We start from the raw sequence: 15230 nt of genomic DNA, 5'->3' as shown, positions 1-15230 counted from the left end.
TGTATTGCCGAGTATTAATGTCACCGTGGTACGCTCCGTCTCCACGACCGTTCTAGAGGCCTCCATGCCGCATTCCCGCCCTTTCCTGCATCGCTTGAGCCCGCGCGGTCTCGGGGCCTGGCTCGCGCTCGCATTCTCGGTGCTGACCGTGGTCCTGACCCTGCTGCTGGTCGAAGTGGTCGAGCGCGCCGCCACCGACCAGGTCAAGAGCAGCATCGGCAACGGGCTGGGCGAGATGGCGATGCAGACCGCCGACAAGCTCGATCGCGGCATGTACGAGCGCTATCGCGAGGTGCGGCTGATGGCGCGCCGCGGCGAGCTGGTGGGGCCGTCGGCGACGCGCGCCGAGCGCCGCCGCATCCTGAGCGACATGCAGTCGACCTACGGTTATTACGAATGGATCGGCATGGCTGGCCTGGACGGCACGGTGCTGGCCGAGGCGCGCGGCCTGCTGGAAGGGAACAACGTGGCCGAGCGGCCGTGGTTCATCAATGCCCTCAAGGGCACCTACGTCGGCGACGTGCACGAGGCGGTGCTGCTGGCCAAGCTGCTGCCGGTGCAAAAGGGCGAGCCGCGCCGCTTCGTGGACGTGGCCTTTCCCTGGATGGACGCGAACGGCAAGCCGGCCGGGGTGCTGGGCACCCACCTGTCGTGGGAATGGGCGCGCGACGTCGAGCGCTCGATCATCGCGCCGGTGGAGACGCGCCACCAGGTACAGGCCCTGATCGTCAGCGCCGAAGGCGTGGTGCTGCTGGGTCCCGACGGTTTGCAGGACACCACGGTCAACCTGTCCAGCCTGGACCACGCGCGCAAGAAGCGCACCGGCTACGTGGCCGAGCGCTGGCCCGACGGACGCGACTACCTGGTCGGCTACGCCGCCACGCACCCGGTGGGCGATTATCCGGGCCTCGGCTGGCACGTGCTGGTGCGCCAGGAACTCGAGGACGCCTACCGCCCGGTGCGCGAGCTGCGCGCGCGCACGCTGTGGAGCGGCGCCGTGCTGGCGCTGCTGTTCTCGCTGGCCGGCCTGCTGCTGGCGCGCCGCATCACGCGGCCCCTGCAGGCCCTGGCGGCGTCGGCCGACCGCCTGCGCCGCGGCGACAGCCAGGAGCTGGTGCCGGCGCAGCGCGGCTATACCGAGGTGCGCCAGCTGTCGGGCGCGCTCAATGCGCTGGTGACGGCGCTGGTGCACCGGCGCGCCGAGCTGCAGGTGCTGAACGACACCCTCGAGCTAAGGGTCGAGCAGCGCACCCTGGAACTGGAACGCGCGCTGGCCTCGGTGCGCGCCAGCGAGCAGCGCATCGCCGCCATCGTCGGGGCGGCGCAGGACGCCTTCATGGCGGTCGACCAGCGCGGCATGATCCTCGACTGGAATCCGGCCGCCGAACGCATGTTCGGCTGGAGCCGCCACGAGGCGGTAGGCTGGCCGCTGGCCGAGATGATCCTGCCCGAGCGCTACCGCGCCAGCATCGCCAAGGCGCTGCGCGGCTTTCATCAGGGTGGTGAGTTTTCGTATGGCCGGCGCCTGGAGCGGATCGTGGTCAACCGCCAGGGCACGGAATTCATGGTCGAGACCACGGTGGCGCTCGCGGGCGAGGGCGAGGACGCCTTCTTCAGTATCTTCCTGCACGACATTTCCGAGCGCAAGAAGATCGACCGCATGAAGAGCGAATTCGTGTCCACCGTCTCGCACGAACTGCGCACGCCGCTCACGTCGATCCACGCCTCGCTCTCGCTGCTCGACACCGGCATGGCCGGCGCATTGCCGCCGGACGTGGCCGAGCTGATCCACATCGCCAACCAGAGTTGCGATCGCCTGATGCGGATGGTAAACGACGTGCTCGACATCCAGAAGATCGAGGCGGGCCAGATGGAATACCGGCGCAGCGTGCAGCCGCTGGCGCCGGTAGTGCGGCACGCGACCGAGGCGATGCAGGGCCAGGCGCGCCAGGCCGGCGTCGCGCTGCGTCTCGACCTGGCGCCGGGCGCCGAAGCGGTGCGGGCCGCGATCGACCACGACCGCGTGGTGCAGGTGCTGAGCAACCTGCTGTCGAACGCGATCAAGTTCACGCCGTCCGGCAAGGCGGTGACGGTGGGCCTGGCGCAGCGGCCGGGTTGGGCGCGCCTGAGCGTGACCGACGAGGGCCCGGGCATCCCGCCCGCATTCGAGGGCCGCATGTTCGAGCGCTTCGCCCAGGCCGATGCCCACGACACGCGCCAGCGCGGCGGCACCGGGCTGGGGCTGAGCATCAGCAAGGCGATCGTCGAGGAGCACGGCGGCACGATCGGTTTCGAGACCCGGGCCGGGATGGGAACGCGGTTTACGGTGGAGCTGCCGCTGGGGTAACCGGCTCCACGGTAGTTCTAGCGCAGCGCGTGCACCGCCATTCCGCCAAAGCTCTTCCACGCGCCGAAGCCGCTTTCCAGCTGCGGCAGCAGGCGCATCAGCGCGGGCTTGTCGAAGTGGAAGGTGGTGTCCGAGCCGGCGATGCCGCGCCGGTCGGCCAGCGCATACGCCTGCGCCTCATCCTGCGCCGCGGGCACCTTCAGCAGCATCAGCACCTTCTGCCCGTCCAGGTCGAACATCAGGAGGTCGCCCTTGGCGTCCGGCCCCAGGCGCCGGTAGTGGCGTTCCACGCCGGCGCCGGCCGGTCCGGCCTCGAGCGCGATGCGCACCCGCTTGCCGTGCCTGACGCCCCAGTCCAGGAAGGGCGCCGCATGGCGCCGTATCTCATCGGGGTCGGTGCGGTAGTTGCGCACCGTCAGCACGTCGACATGGCGCGCCAGGCCGCGCAGCAGCGCGTCCTCCTGGCTCCAGGCGGCCGGCGCCACGACCTCGAGCCGCATCTTGCCGGCGGCCTCGCGCAGCGCGGCGAGCAGGTCGAGGTAATGGCCGTCGCGCGCCGCCTTCGGCAGCTTGTCGGGATCGAGCAGCTGGGGCTGGACGTCGAACTGGACCCCCTTCAGGCTTTCCCCGGCGCCCGCCCGCGCGTTGTAGGCGGCATAGGCGCGCATGCGGCCGACGGCGTCGGCGCGCGCGGTCGGCAGGATCAGGTCGGGCCCGTCCTCGAAGGCGGTCAGCGCGATGCCGCGGCCGTGCGCCTGGCGCACGAAGGCCGCCAGCGCCTGCGGCTCGGCGACCTCGCCGGCGCGCACCGGCACATTGATGAACAACTCTCCCATGCCTTGGCCGGCGGCCCAGTCGAGCATGGCGTCGGCGCGTTCGCGCCAGGCGTTCGGGCTCCAGGCCCAGGCGGCGCGCGGCGCGCGCCGGCGCACCTCGGCGGCGTCGAGCGGTTGTCGGGTGGACAGGCCCGGCTGCGGCGCGGGCGGCGGCGGCTGTGCGCCCAGCGTGTGGCCGGTGACGGTGAATTCCTTGCCCCGTTGTTCGCCGTGCAGCAGGATCGTGTCGCCCGGCGCCGCGTCCGGCGGCAGGAAGTGCAGGGCCTGGACGCCGCTGGCGGCCACCTTGAGCGGCACGGCGCGGCAGCCGGGATCGGGCTTGCCCGGCGCCTCGGTGACGATGGCGCGCATGCGCGCGCCCCTGGCGGTGGTGTAGTCCTCGGTCACGGCGCCGGGCGAGGCGAGCGGGGTGCCGGGGCACAGCAGCAAGGTGGCGGCCTGGGCCGGCAAGGACAGCAGGAGCGGGAGCAGGAAAATGGAGCGCGACATGCCCCGAGTGTAAGCGAGCCGGGCGATTCGTAGCGCCCGGTTCAGGCGGCCGGCAGCAGCAGGCGCCGCACGCGCGCCAGCAGTTCGTTGGGCTGGAACGGCTTGCCGACGAAGTCGTTGGCGCCGGCGTCGAGCGCGCGCACGGTGTCGCGCTCGGTGTTCTTGGCGGTCAGCATGAGGATCGGCACCGCCGCCCAATCGGCGCGCGCACGGGCCAGGACGACGATCTCGTAGCCGTCGAGATGGGGCAGCATCACGTCCATCAGCACCAGGTCGGGGATCTCGGGACTGGCGGCGACGTACTCGCTCGCGGCGCGGCCGTCTGCCAGGTGCAGGACGCGGTAGCCCTGGCGTTCGAGCATGAAGCGCAATACCTGGGCGATGTGGTCGTCATCCTCGACCACCAGCACCAGGGGTGCGGGAACGTGTTCGTTGAGCATGGTGAATTCTTCGTTGAATATTCGATTATACCGATGCCTGCGCGGATATTGGCGTGGTTGTTGCTAAGAACCTATCCCGGTAGGTGAGGGTCGTTCCTGCCGCGCCTGGCAAGCGTGCGCTGCGTTGCTCGTCGTTGCATGGCTCGCCATGCGGCCTCCTCGCGCCTTGCTCACACTCGCCATGCATCGACATGAACTTCCCCTCACCTACCGGGATAGGTTCTAAGTATCACCTGGCCGATGGCCGACGCAGCGGATCGAGCAGGCCGCGCAAATCATTGTGGTCGAGTTCATACATCAGGGCCAGCAACTGGCCCAGCTCGCCGCGTGGGAAGCCTTCGCGCGCGAACCAGCCCAGGTAGTGGCCGGGCAGGTCGGCCAGCTTGCGGCCTTTATATTTCCCGTACGGCATTTCGCGGACGAGGAGGAGGGAGAGGTGTTCAGCGTTCATCGTGCGGCACTTTAGCAAACAACGATGGCGTTGTAGCATTTCGGTGACAAGGGGAGGAAACATGATGGATGACTTCAACCTGGCGCGCTTCGTCGAGGCGCAGGAGCCAATCTACGCCGGCGTGCTGGCTGAATTGCGGGCCGGGCACAAGCGCAGCCACTGGATGTGGTTTGTCTTTCCGCAGTTCAAGGGGTTGGGCAGCAGCGAAATGGCGCGGCGGTATGCCATCGGCTCCGAGGACGAGGCGGCCGCCTACCTGGCCCATCCGGTCCTGGGGCAGCGCCTGCGCGAATGCGCGGGCATCGTCGCCGCGCTCGACGGGCCGTCGGCGCACGAGATCTTCGGCCACCCGGACGAGCTGAAATTCCGCTCGTCGATGACCCTGTTCGCCGAGGTGGCGCCGGACGAGGCCGTGTTCCAGGCCTGTATCGACAAGTATTTCGACGGCGAGGCCGACCCGGAAACGCTCGCGCGACTGTAAGGTGCTGAAAAACGCCGGTTCAGGCGTCGGCGAACTGCGCCAGCAATTCGTCCGGCCGGCCGCGCATGGCCACGTGCAGGATCACCGCGGTGGAAAAGCGCAGCGCCGGATGGCTGGCGCGGTGGCGGGCGAACCAGAACGCTTCGTCCAGGTCGTCATCCTCGTGCGCCGTCGTCAGCACTGCCTGTTCCGGCGCGACGTCTTCGTAGTCGAACGCTTCCAAGGCGGCATCCTCGACTGCCTCGTTCCAGCTCGCGCACTCCTTGCCCCAGGCCAGCATGTAGCGGCAGCCGGAATCGACCAGCCAGCGCGCGACGTCCCAGCGCCACATTTCGTCGCTGTCGTCGTCGATCACGACCACGGCCATGAACGGGGCCAGGTGCTTCAGGTCGGGCAGGGCGTCGTGGGGACGCAGTTGCAGGTAATGGGCTTTGTGTGCTTGCATGATGTCGATGCCGGAAAAAGGTTGGCGGCATTATCGCCGCCCGGCGCCGATCGTGCCAGCCGTCCGCGGTGCCAGCGTTTCGCGCGGGATCTGGCGCGCTTCGTGCAGGGCGCCGCGTTGCGCGGGGTTGCGCCGGGTTGCGCCGCGCCGCTAGGCCGCCGTGTCGCAGCGCTCGTCGAGCACCGCATACAGACGCCCGGTGTCGATCGGCTTGACCAGGTGGTGGTCGAAGCCGGCGCCGAGAATCTGGTCGCGGTCGCGCGCCTGGCCGTAGCCGGTGACCGCGACCAGCATCGCGCCCCTCGTTTCCGGCAGCCCGCGCAGGCGGCGCGCGAGTTCCAGCCCGTCGATCCCGGGCAGGCCGATGTCGAGCAGGCAGGCGTGGGGCCTGAAACCGCGCGCGCACTCCAGCGCCCGCAAGGCGTCGTGCTCCACCGCGACCCGATGGCCGCCCGACTCCAGCAGCATCGACAGGGTGACGGCCGCATCGACGTTGTCGTCCACGATCATCACGCGCAGCGATCCAGACTGTGCGGCGCCGCGCAATTCTTCTCGTGGCGGGGCGGCGTCGACCCGGCGTTCCAGCAGCGGCAGGCACACCGTGAACCGGCTGCCGAGGCCCGGGCCGGCGCTGTCGCAGGCGACCTCGCCGCCATGCAGTTCGACCAGGTTCTTCACCAGCGCCAGGCCCAGCCCCAGGCCGCCCGAGGCGCGGTCGGATGAGCGTTCGGCCTGGGCGAACAGCTCGAAGGCGCGCGCCGCCAGCTCGGGCGCCATGCCGATGCCGTTGTCGCGCACGTCGATGCACAGGCGCCGTTCGGCATCGATGTTCGATGCGACCTCGAGACGCCCGGCTTCCGGCGTGTACTTGGCGGCGTTGTCCAGCAGGTTGGCGACCACCTGCACCAGGCGCTTGCGGTCGCCGGCAATCTGCGTGTCCGGCGGCGGCAGGTTCAGCGTCAGGTCGTGGCGGCGGGCCTGGATCAGCGGCATGACCTGTTCCACCGCCTCGTGCAGCATGGCGCCGACGTCGAGCGGCGCGGTGTCCAGCTCGACGAGGCCGCGCGTGACGCGCGAAACGTCCAGCAAGTCTTCGATCAGCGCCGTCATGTGACCGACCTGGCGCCCGATGATCTGGCTGGTGCGCTTGACGATCGCCTCGTCCAGCTTCATGCGCTGCAGCAGCTCGGCCGCGGCGCCGATCGGCGCCAGGGGATTGCGCAACTCGTGCGCCAGCATGGCCAGGAATTCATCCTTGCGGCGGTCGGCCTCGCGCAGCTTTTCTTCCGCCGCCTTGCGCTCGGTGATGTCGCTGGCGGTCCCGATCCATTCGTAGACCGCGCCGGCGGCGTCGAACATCGGCACCGCGCGCGACAGGGTCCAGCCGCTGCTGCCGTCGGCGCGCCGCACCCGGTGCTCGAGCTCGAAGACCGAGCCGTCGCGGATGGCGCGCGCGACCGCCTGGTGCACGCGCTCCTGGTCCTCGGGCGGGATGTATTCCTCCAGCCAGAAGCGGTTTGGGTCGTCCGTGTCCTTCAGGAAGCCGCGGCCTTCGAGATGGCGCAGCTGGGTCCAGTCCGGGTTCATGCGATAGATGACTTCGGCCGTCGCATTGGTCAGCGCGCGGAAGCGCTTCTCGCTTTCGCGCACGGCGGCCTCCGAGCGCAACTGGGCGGTGACGTCGTTGTTGCTGTGCGAGATGCAGACCAGCTCCCCGCCGGGACCGAAGATCGGCGTGCTGGTCGCGGTCCAGAAGCGTTCCTCGAACATCGTCTGGCCATTGGGCAGCACCACGGGAATCGGATAGCGCACCGCCGGCAGGGTGTCGGGCAGGCCGGTCGCGCGCACCTTGGCGAGCGAGGCGCGCAGGTCCGCTTCGCCGGTGTCTTCGGGATCGTCGGGGTTGCCGGGGAAGGCCTTGAACAGGCTGGTCCCGACCAGTTCCTCGCGGGTGCGCGACGATGCCTTCAGGAACGCATCGTTGACCGCAAGGATGATCGCATCAGGCGTGGGCGACAGCAGGTAGTGCCCGAAGGGCGAGCTGTTGAAGGCTGACTCGAACAAGGTGGCAGGAAGCATCGTCGAAGACCGGTCGCAGGAGACGAAATTATAGGGCAGAAGTGGGCATGTTGAACGGACGATTGAACCGGTCGCAATCCTCGTATGCATGGTCGTGTTTACGTCGGCACGGCATTGTTGCGGATAGCCGCAGATGGTTTCCCCACGCTGGTGGGGATCTTCTTTTATGGGGTTGAGTTTCACAGACATCGAGGAGCTCGCGTATCGGTGCGACTTGCTGTCCCTGGCGTCGAGCACAGCCGGCCGCAGCGATCAGCCTCATTCCTCCATATGCTGGTGCGGCCGGAGCCCGGAACCCGGGACACCGCGGCAAACAAGACAACGGCAAAACGCTCGCGTTGCGTATAATCGCCGGTAGCCTGTCCACTCATTACCAGAAAACAACAACTCATGGCCTCATCTTCCGACAACATCAGCATGGCGGTGTTCTGCGACTTCGAAAACGTCGCATTGGGCGTGCGCGACGCCAACTACGAAAAATTCGACATCAAGCCGGTGCTGGAGCGCCTGCTGCTCAAGGGCAGCATCGTGGTCAAGAAGTCGTACTGCGACTGGGATCGCTACAAAGCCTTCAAGGCGGGCATGCACGAGGCGAACTTCGAGCTGATCGAGATCCCGCACGTGCGCCAGTCGGGCAAGAATTCGGCCGACATCCGCCTGGTCGTCGACGCCCTCGACCTGTGCTACACCAAGTCGCACGTCAATACCTTCGTCATCATCAGCGGCGACTCCGACTTTTCGCCGCTGGTCTCCAAGCTGCGCGAGAACGCCAAGCAGGTGATCGGCGTCGGCGTCAAGCAGTCGACCTCCGACCTCCTGGTGGCCAACTGCGACGAATTCATCTTCTACGACGACCTGGTGCGCGAAAAGAACCGCGCCACCGCCAAGCGCAAGGAAGAGCAGGAGGCGCGCAAGGGGCAGCCGGGACGGCGCTCGGGCGCCGCGGCGGGCGCCGGCGACGACAAGCGCAAGGAAGAACTCGAGGCGCGCAAGGTGCAGGCGCTGGACATGGTGGTCGAGACCTTCGACGCCCTGGTGCTCGAGCGCGGCGACACCGGCAAGATCTGGGCTTCGCTGCTGAAAGACACCCTCAAGCGCCGCCGTCCGGACTTCTCCGAGACCTATTACGGCTTCCGTACCTTCGGCAACCTGCTCGAAGAAGCGCAGACCCGCGGGCTGTTCGAGTTCGGCCGCGACGAAAAGTCGGGCACCTACGTCTATCGCAGCGCGAATGCGCCGGTGCTCGTGCCGGTTGCCGAGTTCGCGGTGCAGGATGACGTCGAGGTCCCGGACGCCGCAGGCCAGGACGGGATCGAGGCAGCCGCCCCGGTCGAGACCGCGCCGGAAGAAGGCGTCAAGCCGGACACCCGCCGCGGCCGCGGTCGTGGCGGACGCAAGGCGGGCGCGCGCGGCGAATCGGCCTCCACCTCGGCGCCGATCCCGGCCTGGCTGGAACCGGTCCCGATGGAGAGCGACGCCACGGCCGCGGCCGATCTCGAGGCCATCGAGCAGCCGGCATCGCAGCCGACGCTGGTCGTGACCGAGGCCCCGGCGCTTGAAGCAGGCGAGGAAGCGCCGGCCCCGGCCAAGGAACGCCGCCGTGCGCCGCGCAAGCCGTCGGCCAAGAAGCTGGCCGAACAGGCCGCGCTGGAAGCCGCCCGGGCCGAGTCCGAGACGCCGGCCGAACCGGAGTTCGATGCCGTCGCGGCCATGGCCGACGATGCCAGCGAGGCCGGGGCCGAGGCCAAGCCGGAGCGCAAGAAGGGCGCGCGCCCGGCCCACAAGGCTCCGGCCCCCAAGGCGCCGGCCCGCAAGGCGGCGCCGCGCAGCCGTCGCCCGGCCAAGCCGAAAGCCGGCACTGACAACGGCTGACCGTTGGCGACGCGCGGCGCGGCGCGTGCGCCACGCCGCCATCGGCGATGCCATAATGGCATGGCCTGCCCGAGCCCGGGCAGGCCTCATCCGCCCGGGTCGAAGGAGCTCGCCATGCGCATAGTTGCCAGCCTGTTGCTGTTGTCCCTGTCGGTCGCCTGCGCGCCAGCGCTGGCGCAGAAGGGGCCGGCCGCCGACCATCCGATCCTCGGCATCTGGCGCCTCGCGGTGCCCGACACCAACTGCCTCGAGACCTACCGCTTCCGCGCCGACGGCACCACGCTGGTCACCAGCGCCGCCGAGATTTCCGAGAGCGTCTACACGATCCCGAACCAGCCCGATCGCGACGGCTTCTATCGCCTGACCGACCGCGTCACCAAGGACAACGGCAAGCCCGATTGCTCCGGCAACGTCATGAAGCCGGGCGCCAGCGTCACCCATTTCGTGCGCTTCCATCCGTCCGGCAAGCTGTTCCTGCTGTGCGCCGACGCCTCGGGCGAGGCCTGCATCGGCCCCTTCACGCGGGTGCGCGGCGAAGAAATCTGAGCGCTTTTTCGCGCAGGCGCCAGGGGCAGGGCGCGGCGCCGGCCCTTGGGCCGGGCTGGAACACGGTGTATATTGCTGAGCGAAACGTCAACCTCGGCACGCCATGTCCCCGCTACTCCTCTTCTGCATCCTCATCGCTTATTTCGCACTGCTGCTCGGCGTCGCCTGGGCCACCTCGAGAGGCGCCAACAACGACAGCTTCTTCATCGGCAACAAGAGCAGCAACTGGATGCTGGTTGCCTTCGGCATGGTCGGCACCACCCTGTCCGGCGTGACCTTTGTCAGCGTGCCGGGCGCGGTCGGTGTCGACGGCTTCGGCTATGCCCAGATCGTGATCGGCTACGTGATCGGCTACCTCGCCGTGACCTATGTGCTGCTGCCGCTGTACTACCGCCTGCAGCTGACCTCGATCTACCACTACCTCGACGTGCGTCTGGGCCGGCGCGCCTACCAGAGTGGCGCCGGCTTCTTCATCATCTCGCGCCTGCTGGGCGCCACCGCGCGTCTTTACCTGGTGGTAAACATCCTGCAAGCCATCATCCTCGACAGCCTGGGCGTGCCGTTCTGGCTCAGCACCCTGGTCGTGCTGGGCATGATCCTGCTGTACACCTACCAGGGCGGCGTGAAGACCATCGTCTGGACCGACACCCTGCAGACCAGCTGCATGCTGTTCGGCCTGTTCGCCTGCGTCTGGATCCTGCTGGGCGAATTGAACATGTCGATTCCCGAAAGCCTGAACCAGATGCAGGCGCAGGGTCTGGCCACCATCTTCACGCATGACATCGACAGCCCCAATTTCTGGCTCAAGCAGATCGTCGCCGGCGCCCTGATCACGATCACCATGACCGGCATGGACCAGGAAATGATGCAGAAGACCATCTCGGTCAAGACCCTGAAGGATTCGCAAAAGAACATGCTGGCCCTGACCGCGGTGCTGGTCGTGGTGCTGCTGTCCTTCGTGTTCCTGGGCGGCCTGCTGTACCTGTATGCGCCCATCGCCGGCGTGACGGCCGTCGGGGACAAGATCTTCCCGGCGGTGGTGATGGGCCATCTGCCGGCGGCCCTGCAGATCATCTTCCTGATCGCGCTGATCTCGGCCCTGTTCCCCAGCGCCGACGGGGCGATCACGGCGCTGACCTCGTCGACCTGCATCGACCTGCTCGGCATCAAGCGCCGCACCGACCTGACCCAGGCCCAGGCCGAAAGCCTGCGCCGCCGCGTGCACCTGGGCTTCGCCTTCCTGTTCCTGCTGCTGGTGCTGGGCTTCAAGGCGGCCGACAACCCGAACATGATCGGCGTGATCCTCAAGCTGGCGGCGTATACCTACGGTCCCTTGCTCGGCCTGTTTGCCTTCGGCATGCTGACCGCGCGCATGCCGAACGACCGCCTTGTACCGCTCGTGACGATCGGCGCGCCGGTCCTGTGCGCGATCCTTGAGTACAATCAGGCCTATCTGCTCGGCGCCTACCGCCTCGGGCTGGAATTACTCTTGATTAACGGCATACTGGTGTTTGCCGGCTTGTATGCGATTTCGCGCCGCCAACCCGGCCTTGCCGGGGCCGGGCAGGTCGCCTGATCGCTTCGTTTCATTGACTTTGACTGGAGTTCCGATGGCCTTCAAGCCCCTGAGCGCCTTGCGGCGCGGGTTCGTGTTTCTGTGGACCGCGCTCGACGTGACCCGCCGCACTTTCTTCAACCTGTTGTTCTTGCTGATCCTCATCCTGGTCATCGCGACGTTCTTCGGCGGCGGCGTCAAGCCGCTGTCGAGCAAGACCGCGCTGGTAGTCGAGGTCAAGGGCGACCTGGTGGAACAGTACGAAACCACCTTGCGCGACACGTTGCTCGACAACGTGGGCGGCGACAGCAAGCGCACCGTGCGCCTGCGCGACGTGACCCAGGTGCTGGACAATGCCGCGCGCGACCCCGACATCACGAGCGTGGTGCTGCTGCTGGACGAAATGAACGGCGGCGGCATGGCCATGCTGCGCGAGTTCGGCGCCGCGGTCGAGCGCGTCAAGAAGGCCGGCAAGACGGTCGTGGCCTGGAGCGGCCAGTACGACCAGAAGCGCTACCTGGTCGCCTCGCACGCCAGCGAGGTCTACGTGCACCCGATGGGCATGGTGCTGATCGAGGGCTTCGGCGGGCGCCGCAACTACTATCGCGACGCGCTCGACAAGGTCGGCGTGACGGTCAACCTGGTCAAGGTCGGCACCTACAAGAGCGCGGCCGAGCCCTATATCGCCAACGGCCCGTCGGACGCCGCGCGCGAGGCCGACGCCTTCCTGTACAACGCGATGTGGTCGGGCTACACGGGCCTCGTCGAAAAGAACCGCAAGCTGCCCGACGGATCGCTGGCCAGCATGATCGACACGCTGCCCGAGCGCATGGAAGCGGCCGGCGGCAGCGCCGCCAGGGTCGCCCTGCAGGCCAGGCTGGTCGACGGCCTCAAGACGCGCGACGAGTTGCGCGCGCTGATGATCAAGCGCGGCGTCTACGAAAAAGACATCAAGTCGTTCCGCCAGATCGGCATGCACGAATACCTGGCGCGCCATCCGCAAAAAGCCTTCGGCGACGCGGTCGGCGTGATCGTTGCCTCCGGCACCATCACCGACGGCGCGGGCGGCCCCGGCGTGGTGGGCGGGCGCGCCACGGCCAACCTGATCCGCCAGGCGCGCGAGGACGATTCGATCAAGGCCCTGGTGCTGCGCGTCGATTCGCCCGGCGGCAGCGCCTATGGCTCCGAACTCATCCGGCGCGAGCTTGAACTGACGCGCGCCGCCGGCAAGCCGGTGGTGGTGTCGATGGGCAGCGTGGCGGCGTCGGGCGGCTACTGGATCTCGATGGCGTCCGACGAGGTCATCGCCGACCCGGCCACCATCACCGGCTCGATCGGCGTGTTCGCGCTGCTGCCGACCGCCCACAAGGTGGCCGACAAGCTGGGCGTGCGCACCGACGGCGTGACCACCACCTGGCTGGCGGACGCCTACAATCCGCTGCGCCCGCTCGATCCGCGCTTCGAGAAGCTGGTCCAGCAAAGCATCAACCACGTGTATGCCGACTTCACCAGCAAGGCGGCGGCGGCGCGCAAGACCACCCAGGCGAAAATCGACGAGGTGGGGCAGGGCCGCGTCTGGACCGGCGCCCAGGCCAAGGAGCGCGGCCTGGTCGACCGCCTGGGCAGCTACAACGACGCCCTGGCCTCGGCCGCCGGCCGCGCCAAGCTGGACCCGGACTACCGCGTGGTCTATGTGGAGCGTCCGGTCACGCGGGTGGAGCGCTTCCTGCAAATGGCCGGCGCCTCGGCGGCGCAGGCGCTGACGATCCAGGTCAAGCTGGGCCTGGTCGAACAGGCGATTCCGGCCGGGCCGGTCGGCCAGGTGGCGCAAGACATGGCCTTTTTGTCCGAACTGACGCAGGAACGCAAGCCGTTCGCGGCGGTGGCCCACTGCTTCTGCGGCGGTTGGTGACCACTGACGGCGTTTCATGCCGGCAGTTTGTAACTGATTAATACAATGTTTCAACGGGCGCGAGCGACGGTTCGCGCCCGTTTTTCGTTTACTTCGGCTAAATAGCGCCGAACTGTGTAAATCGGCGTTAAGGCGACTTTGACAACGTTGATTCCACGGCATCTCAATGTACGTTACGAAACATTGTGAGTGAAACGGCCATGCTAAAGTCAGCGTGACACGTATTGTGCAGTAAGAACCTATCCCGGTAGGTGAAGGTCGGGCCGAGAGCGCGTTGATCACGCTCTCCATGCATCGGCATGAACTTCCTTCCACCTGCCGGGATAGGTTCTTGGCACGGCTTTGCGCACATCCATATCGAACAAGGACAAGCATGGACCAGCATCTCCCGCCCCATTCAATCACCGACCGTCCCGCCCGCACCCGGCGTTCCCGCCTCATCGGCGGCGTGATCGCCGTGCTGTCGATGGTGGCGCTGGGTGGCCTGGCCTGGTGGCTCACCCACCAGCCGGCGGGCGGGCCGGGTGGCCCGGGGATGGCGGCCGGCGGTCCTGGCGGCGGGCCCGGCGGGGGACGGGGCCGTCCGGCCACCACGGTCGGCGTCGCCACCGCCCAGCAGGCCGATCTGCCGGTAACCCTGGACGCGCTCGGCACCGTGGTCGCGGCCGCGACCGCCACCGTGCGTCCGCAGGTGTCGGGCGTGGTCCAGAAAATCCATTTCGCCGAAGGCCAGCTGGTCAAGCAGGGCCAGGTGCTGGCGACGATCGATCCGCGCCCGTTCCAGATGGCCCTGCTGCAGGCGCGCGGCCAGCGCCAGCGCGACGAAGCCCAGCTGGAAAGCGCGCGCCTGATGCTGTCGCGGTACCGCACGCTGCTCGAGCAGGATTCGATCGCGCGCCAGGAGGTCGATACCCAGGCCGCGCTGGTCAAGCAACTCGAAGGCACGGTGATGACCGACAAGGCGGCCGAAGGCACGGCCCAGCTGAACCTGGATTATGCGACGGTGCGCGCGCCGATCAGCGGCCGGGTCGGCCTGCGCACGGTGGACGTGGGCAACCTGGTCGGCAGCGGCGATGCGAACGGCATCGCCGTCATTACCCAGCTGTCGCCGATCGACGTTGAATTCGCCGTACCGCAAGACCAGCTGCCGATGCTGCAGGGCCGCATCGCGCAGGACGCCAGGCTGCCGGCCACCGCGCTGGACCGCACCCGCACCGAGGCGCTGGCCAGCGGCAGCTTCATCGCGCTCGACAACCAGGTCGACACCCAGACCGGCACCGTGCGCGCCAAGGCCCGCTTCGCCAACGGCGACAACAAGCTGTTCCCCAGCCAGTTCGTCAACCTGCGCCTGACCGTCGATACCCTGCGCGACGCGGTGGTGGTGCCGGTGACGGCGCTGCGCCACGGCGCCAACGGCGACTTCGTCTACGTGCTCGACCCGCAAGCGCGCACCGTGGCGCTGCGCACCGTCACGCGCGGCCAGGCGAGCGTGGACAAGGTGCAGATCGCCAGCGGCCTGAAGGTGGGCGAGCAGGTGATCACCGAAGGCGCCGACCGCCTGCGCGATGGCGCCAGCGTGGTGTTGCCGGGCGATCGTCCGGCCGGCGCGCGTGGCCAGGGGCAGGGGCAGGGGCGTGGCCAAGGGCGCCCGGCTGAGGGCCGCCCGGCACAAGGGGCGCAGCAATGATGGTGGCTCCGGCGACCCGCGCCCCCAGCCCGTCGTTCCCGCGCAGGCGGGAACCTGAGTTTGCCGGCGTCGACGCTGCGCACGCGGTAC

The 15230-nt window shown here is 68.2% G+C and carries 12 protein-coding genes; 7 read left to right on the top strand and 5 right to left on the bottom strand.

The window, feature by feature from the left end:
* Positions 1-64 precede the first annotated feature (64 nt).
* Positions 65-2347: an ATP-binding protein gene (locus tag ABIB38_RS07535; RefSeq protein ID WP_429203124.1), complete on the top strand. Its 2283-nt coding sequence runs from the start codon at positions 65-67 to the stop codon at positions 2345-2347.
* Between the two features lie 17 nt (positions 2348-2364).
* Here ABIB38_RS07535 and ABIB38_RS07530 read toward each other — a convergent pair whose 3' ends face one another.
* From ABIB38_RS07530 to ABIB38_RS07520, 3 genes are all read right to left on the bottom strand, one after another.
* On the bottom strand, positions 2365-3672 hold the full coding sequence (locus ABIB38_RS07530; RefSeq protein ID WP_429203122.1) for a hypothetical protein: 1308 nt from the start codon (positions 3670-3672) through the stop codon (positions 2365-2367).
* A gap of 41 nt (positions 3673-3713) precedes the next feature.
* Positions 3714-4112 (bottom strand): response regulator transcription factor, encoded by a 399-nt coding sequence (locus ABIB38_RS07525; protein WP_429203121.1) that lies wholly within the window; start codon positions 4110-4112, stop codon positions 3714-3716.
* 229 nt (positions 4113-4341) lie between these two features.
* Positions 4342-4563, bottom strand: coding sequence for a DUF3820 family protein (locus tag ABIB38_RS07520; RefSeq protein WP_429203119.1), 222 nt, complete (start codon positions 4561-4563; stop codon positions 4342-4344).
* Positions 4564-4624: 61 nt separating this feature from the next.
* On the opposite strand from ABIB38_RS07520, the gene ABIB38_RS07515 reads away from it, so the two are divergent.
* Positions 4625-5044 carry a DUF1810 domain-containing protein gene (locus tag ABIB38_RS07515; protein ID WP_429203117.1) on the top strand — a complete coding sequence of 140 codons (420 nt, stop codon included), beginning with the start codon at positions 4625-4627 and terminating at the stop codon, positions 5042-5044.
* A 19-nt stretch (positions 5045-5063) separates the two neighbouring features.
* Here ABIB38_RS07515 and ABIB38_RS07510 read toward each other — a convergent pair whose 3' ends face one another.
* Positions 5064-5489: a DUF7684 family protein gene (locus tag ABIB38_RS07510; protein WP_429203115.1), complete on the bottom strand. Its 426-nt coding sequence runs from the start codon at positions 5487-5489 to the stop codon at positions 5064-5066.
* A gap of 150 nt (positions 5490-5639) precedes the next feature.
* The gene (locus ABIB38_RS07505) at positions 5640-7568 is read right to left on the bottom strand and encodes a hybrid sensor histidine kinase/response regulator (protein ID WP_429203114.1); all 1929 of its coding nucleotides are present in this window, start codon (positions 7566-7568) and stop codon (positions 5640-5642) included.
* A 390-nt stretch (positions 7569-7958) separates the two neighbouring features.
* On the opposite strand from ABIB38_RS07505, the gene ABIB38_RS07500 reads away from it, so the two are divergent.
* The 5 genes from ABIB38_RS07500 (at position 7959) to ABIB38_RS07480 (ending at position 15140) form a co-directional block, all read left to right on the top strand.
* Positions 7959-9440, top strand: a complete 1482-nt coding sequence (locus ABIB38_RS07500; RefSeq protein ID WP_429203112.1) for an NYN domain-containing protein — start codon at positions 7959-7961, stop codon at positions 9438-9440.
* A gap of 114 nt (positions 9441-9554) precedes the next feature.
* Positions 9555-9986 (top strand): hypothetical protein, encoded by a 432-nt coding sequence (locus tag ABIB38_RS07495; RefSeq protein WP_429203110.1) that lies wholly within the window; start codon positions 9555-9557, stop codon positions 9984-9986.
* 103 nt (positions 9987-10089) lie between these two features.
* Positions 10090-11562, top strand: coding sequence for a sodium:solute symporter (locus ABIB38_RS07490; RefSeq protein ID WP_429203108.1), 1473 nt, complete (start codon positions 10090-10092; stop codon positions 11560-11562).
* Positions 11563-11596: 34 nt separating this feature from the next.
* The gene (gene sppA / locus ABIB38_RS07485) at positions 11597-13453 is read left to right on the top strand and encodes a signal peptide peptidase SppA (protein ID WP_429203106.1); all 1857 of its coding nucleotides are present in this window, start codon (positions 11597-11599) and stop codon (positions 13451-13453) included.
* A gap of 373 nt (positions 13454-13826) precedes the next feature.
* Positions 13827-15140 carry an efflux RND transporter periplasmic adaptor subunit gene (locus ABIB38_RS07480; RefSeq protein ID WP_429203104.1) on the top strand — a complete coding sequence of 438 codons (1314 nt, stop codon included), beginning with the start codon at positions 13827-13829 and terminating at the stop codon, positions 15138-15140.
* Positions 15141-15230 lie beyond the last annotated feature (90 nt).

Source organism: Massilia sp. UYP11, assembly GCF_050434805.1.
Taxonomy (GTDB): Bacteria; Pseudomonadota; Gammaproteobacteria; order Burkholderiales; family Burkholderiaceae_D; genus Telluria.
Note: the sequence above shows the minus strand (reverse complement) of the source record. Positions and strands in the feature narration are given on the sequence as shown.

Excerpts from the sequence above, each read along its gene's own strand:
- ABIB38_RS07515 (WP_429203117.1), top strand. The coding sequence starts at position 4,625 with ATGATGGATGACTTCAACCTGGCGCGCTTCGTCGAGGCGCAGGAGCCA.
- ABIB38_RS07535 (WP_429203124.1), top strand. The coding sequence starts at position 65 with ATGCCGCATTCCCGCCCTTTCCTGCATCGCTTGAGCCCGCGCGGTCTC.
- ABIB38_RS07480 (WP_429203104.1), top strand. The coding sequence starts at position 13,827 with ATGGACCAGCATCTCCCGCCCCATTCAATCACCGACCGTCCCGCCCGC.
- ABIB38_RS07500 (WP_429203112.1), top strand. The coding sequence starts at position 7,959 with ATGGCCTCATCTTCCGACAACATCAGCATGGCGGTGTTCTGCGACTTC.
- ABIB38_RS07505 (WP_429203114.1), bottom strand. The coding sequence starts at position 7,568 with ATGCTTCCTGCCACCTTGTTCGAGTCAGCCTTCAACAGCTCGCCCTTC.
- ABIB38_RS07510 (WP_429203115.1), bottom strand. The coding sequence starts at position 5,489 with ATGCAAGCACACAAAGCCCATTACCTGCAACTGCGTCCCCACGACGCC.
- ABIB38_RS07520 (WP_429203119.1), bottom strand. The coding sequence starts at position 4,563 with ATGAACGCTGAACACCTCTCCCTCCTCCTCGTCCGCGAAATGCCGTAC.
- sppA (WP_429203106.1), top strand. The coding sequence starts at position 11,597 with ATGGCCTTCAAGCCCCTGAGCGCCTTGCGGCGCGGGTTCGTGTTTCTG.
- ABIB38_RS07525 (WP_429203121.1), bottom strand. The coding sequence starts at position 4,112 with ATGCTCAACGAACACGTTCCCGCACCCCTGGTGCTGGTGGTCGAGGAT.
- ABIB38_RS07495 (WP_429203110.1), top strand. The coding sequence starts at position 9,555 with ATGCGCATAGTTGCCAGCCTGTTGCTGTTGTCCCTGTCGGTCGCCTGC.
- ABIB38_RS07530 (WP_429203122.1), bottom strand. The coding sequence starts at position 3,672 with ATGTCGCGCTCCATTTTCCTGCTCCCGCTCCTGCTGTCCTTGCCGGCC.
- ABIB38_RS07490 (WP_429203108.1), top strand. The coding sequence starts at position 10,090 with ATGTCCCCGCTACTCCTCTTCTGCATCCTCATCGCTTATTTCGCACTG.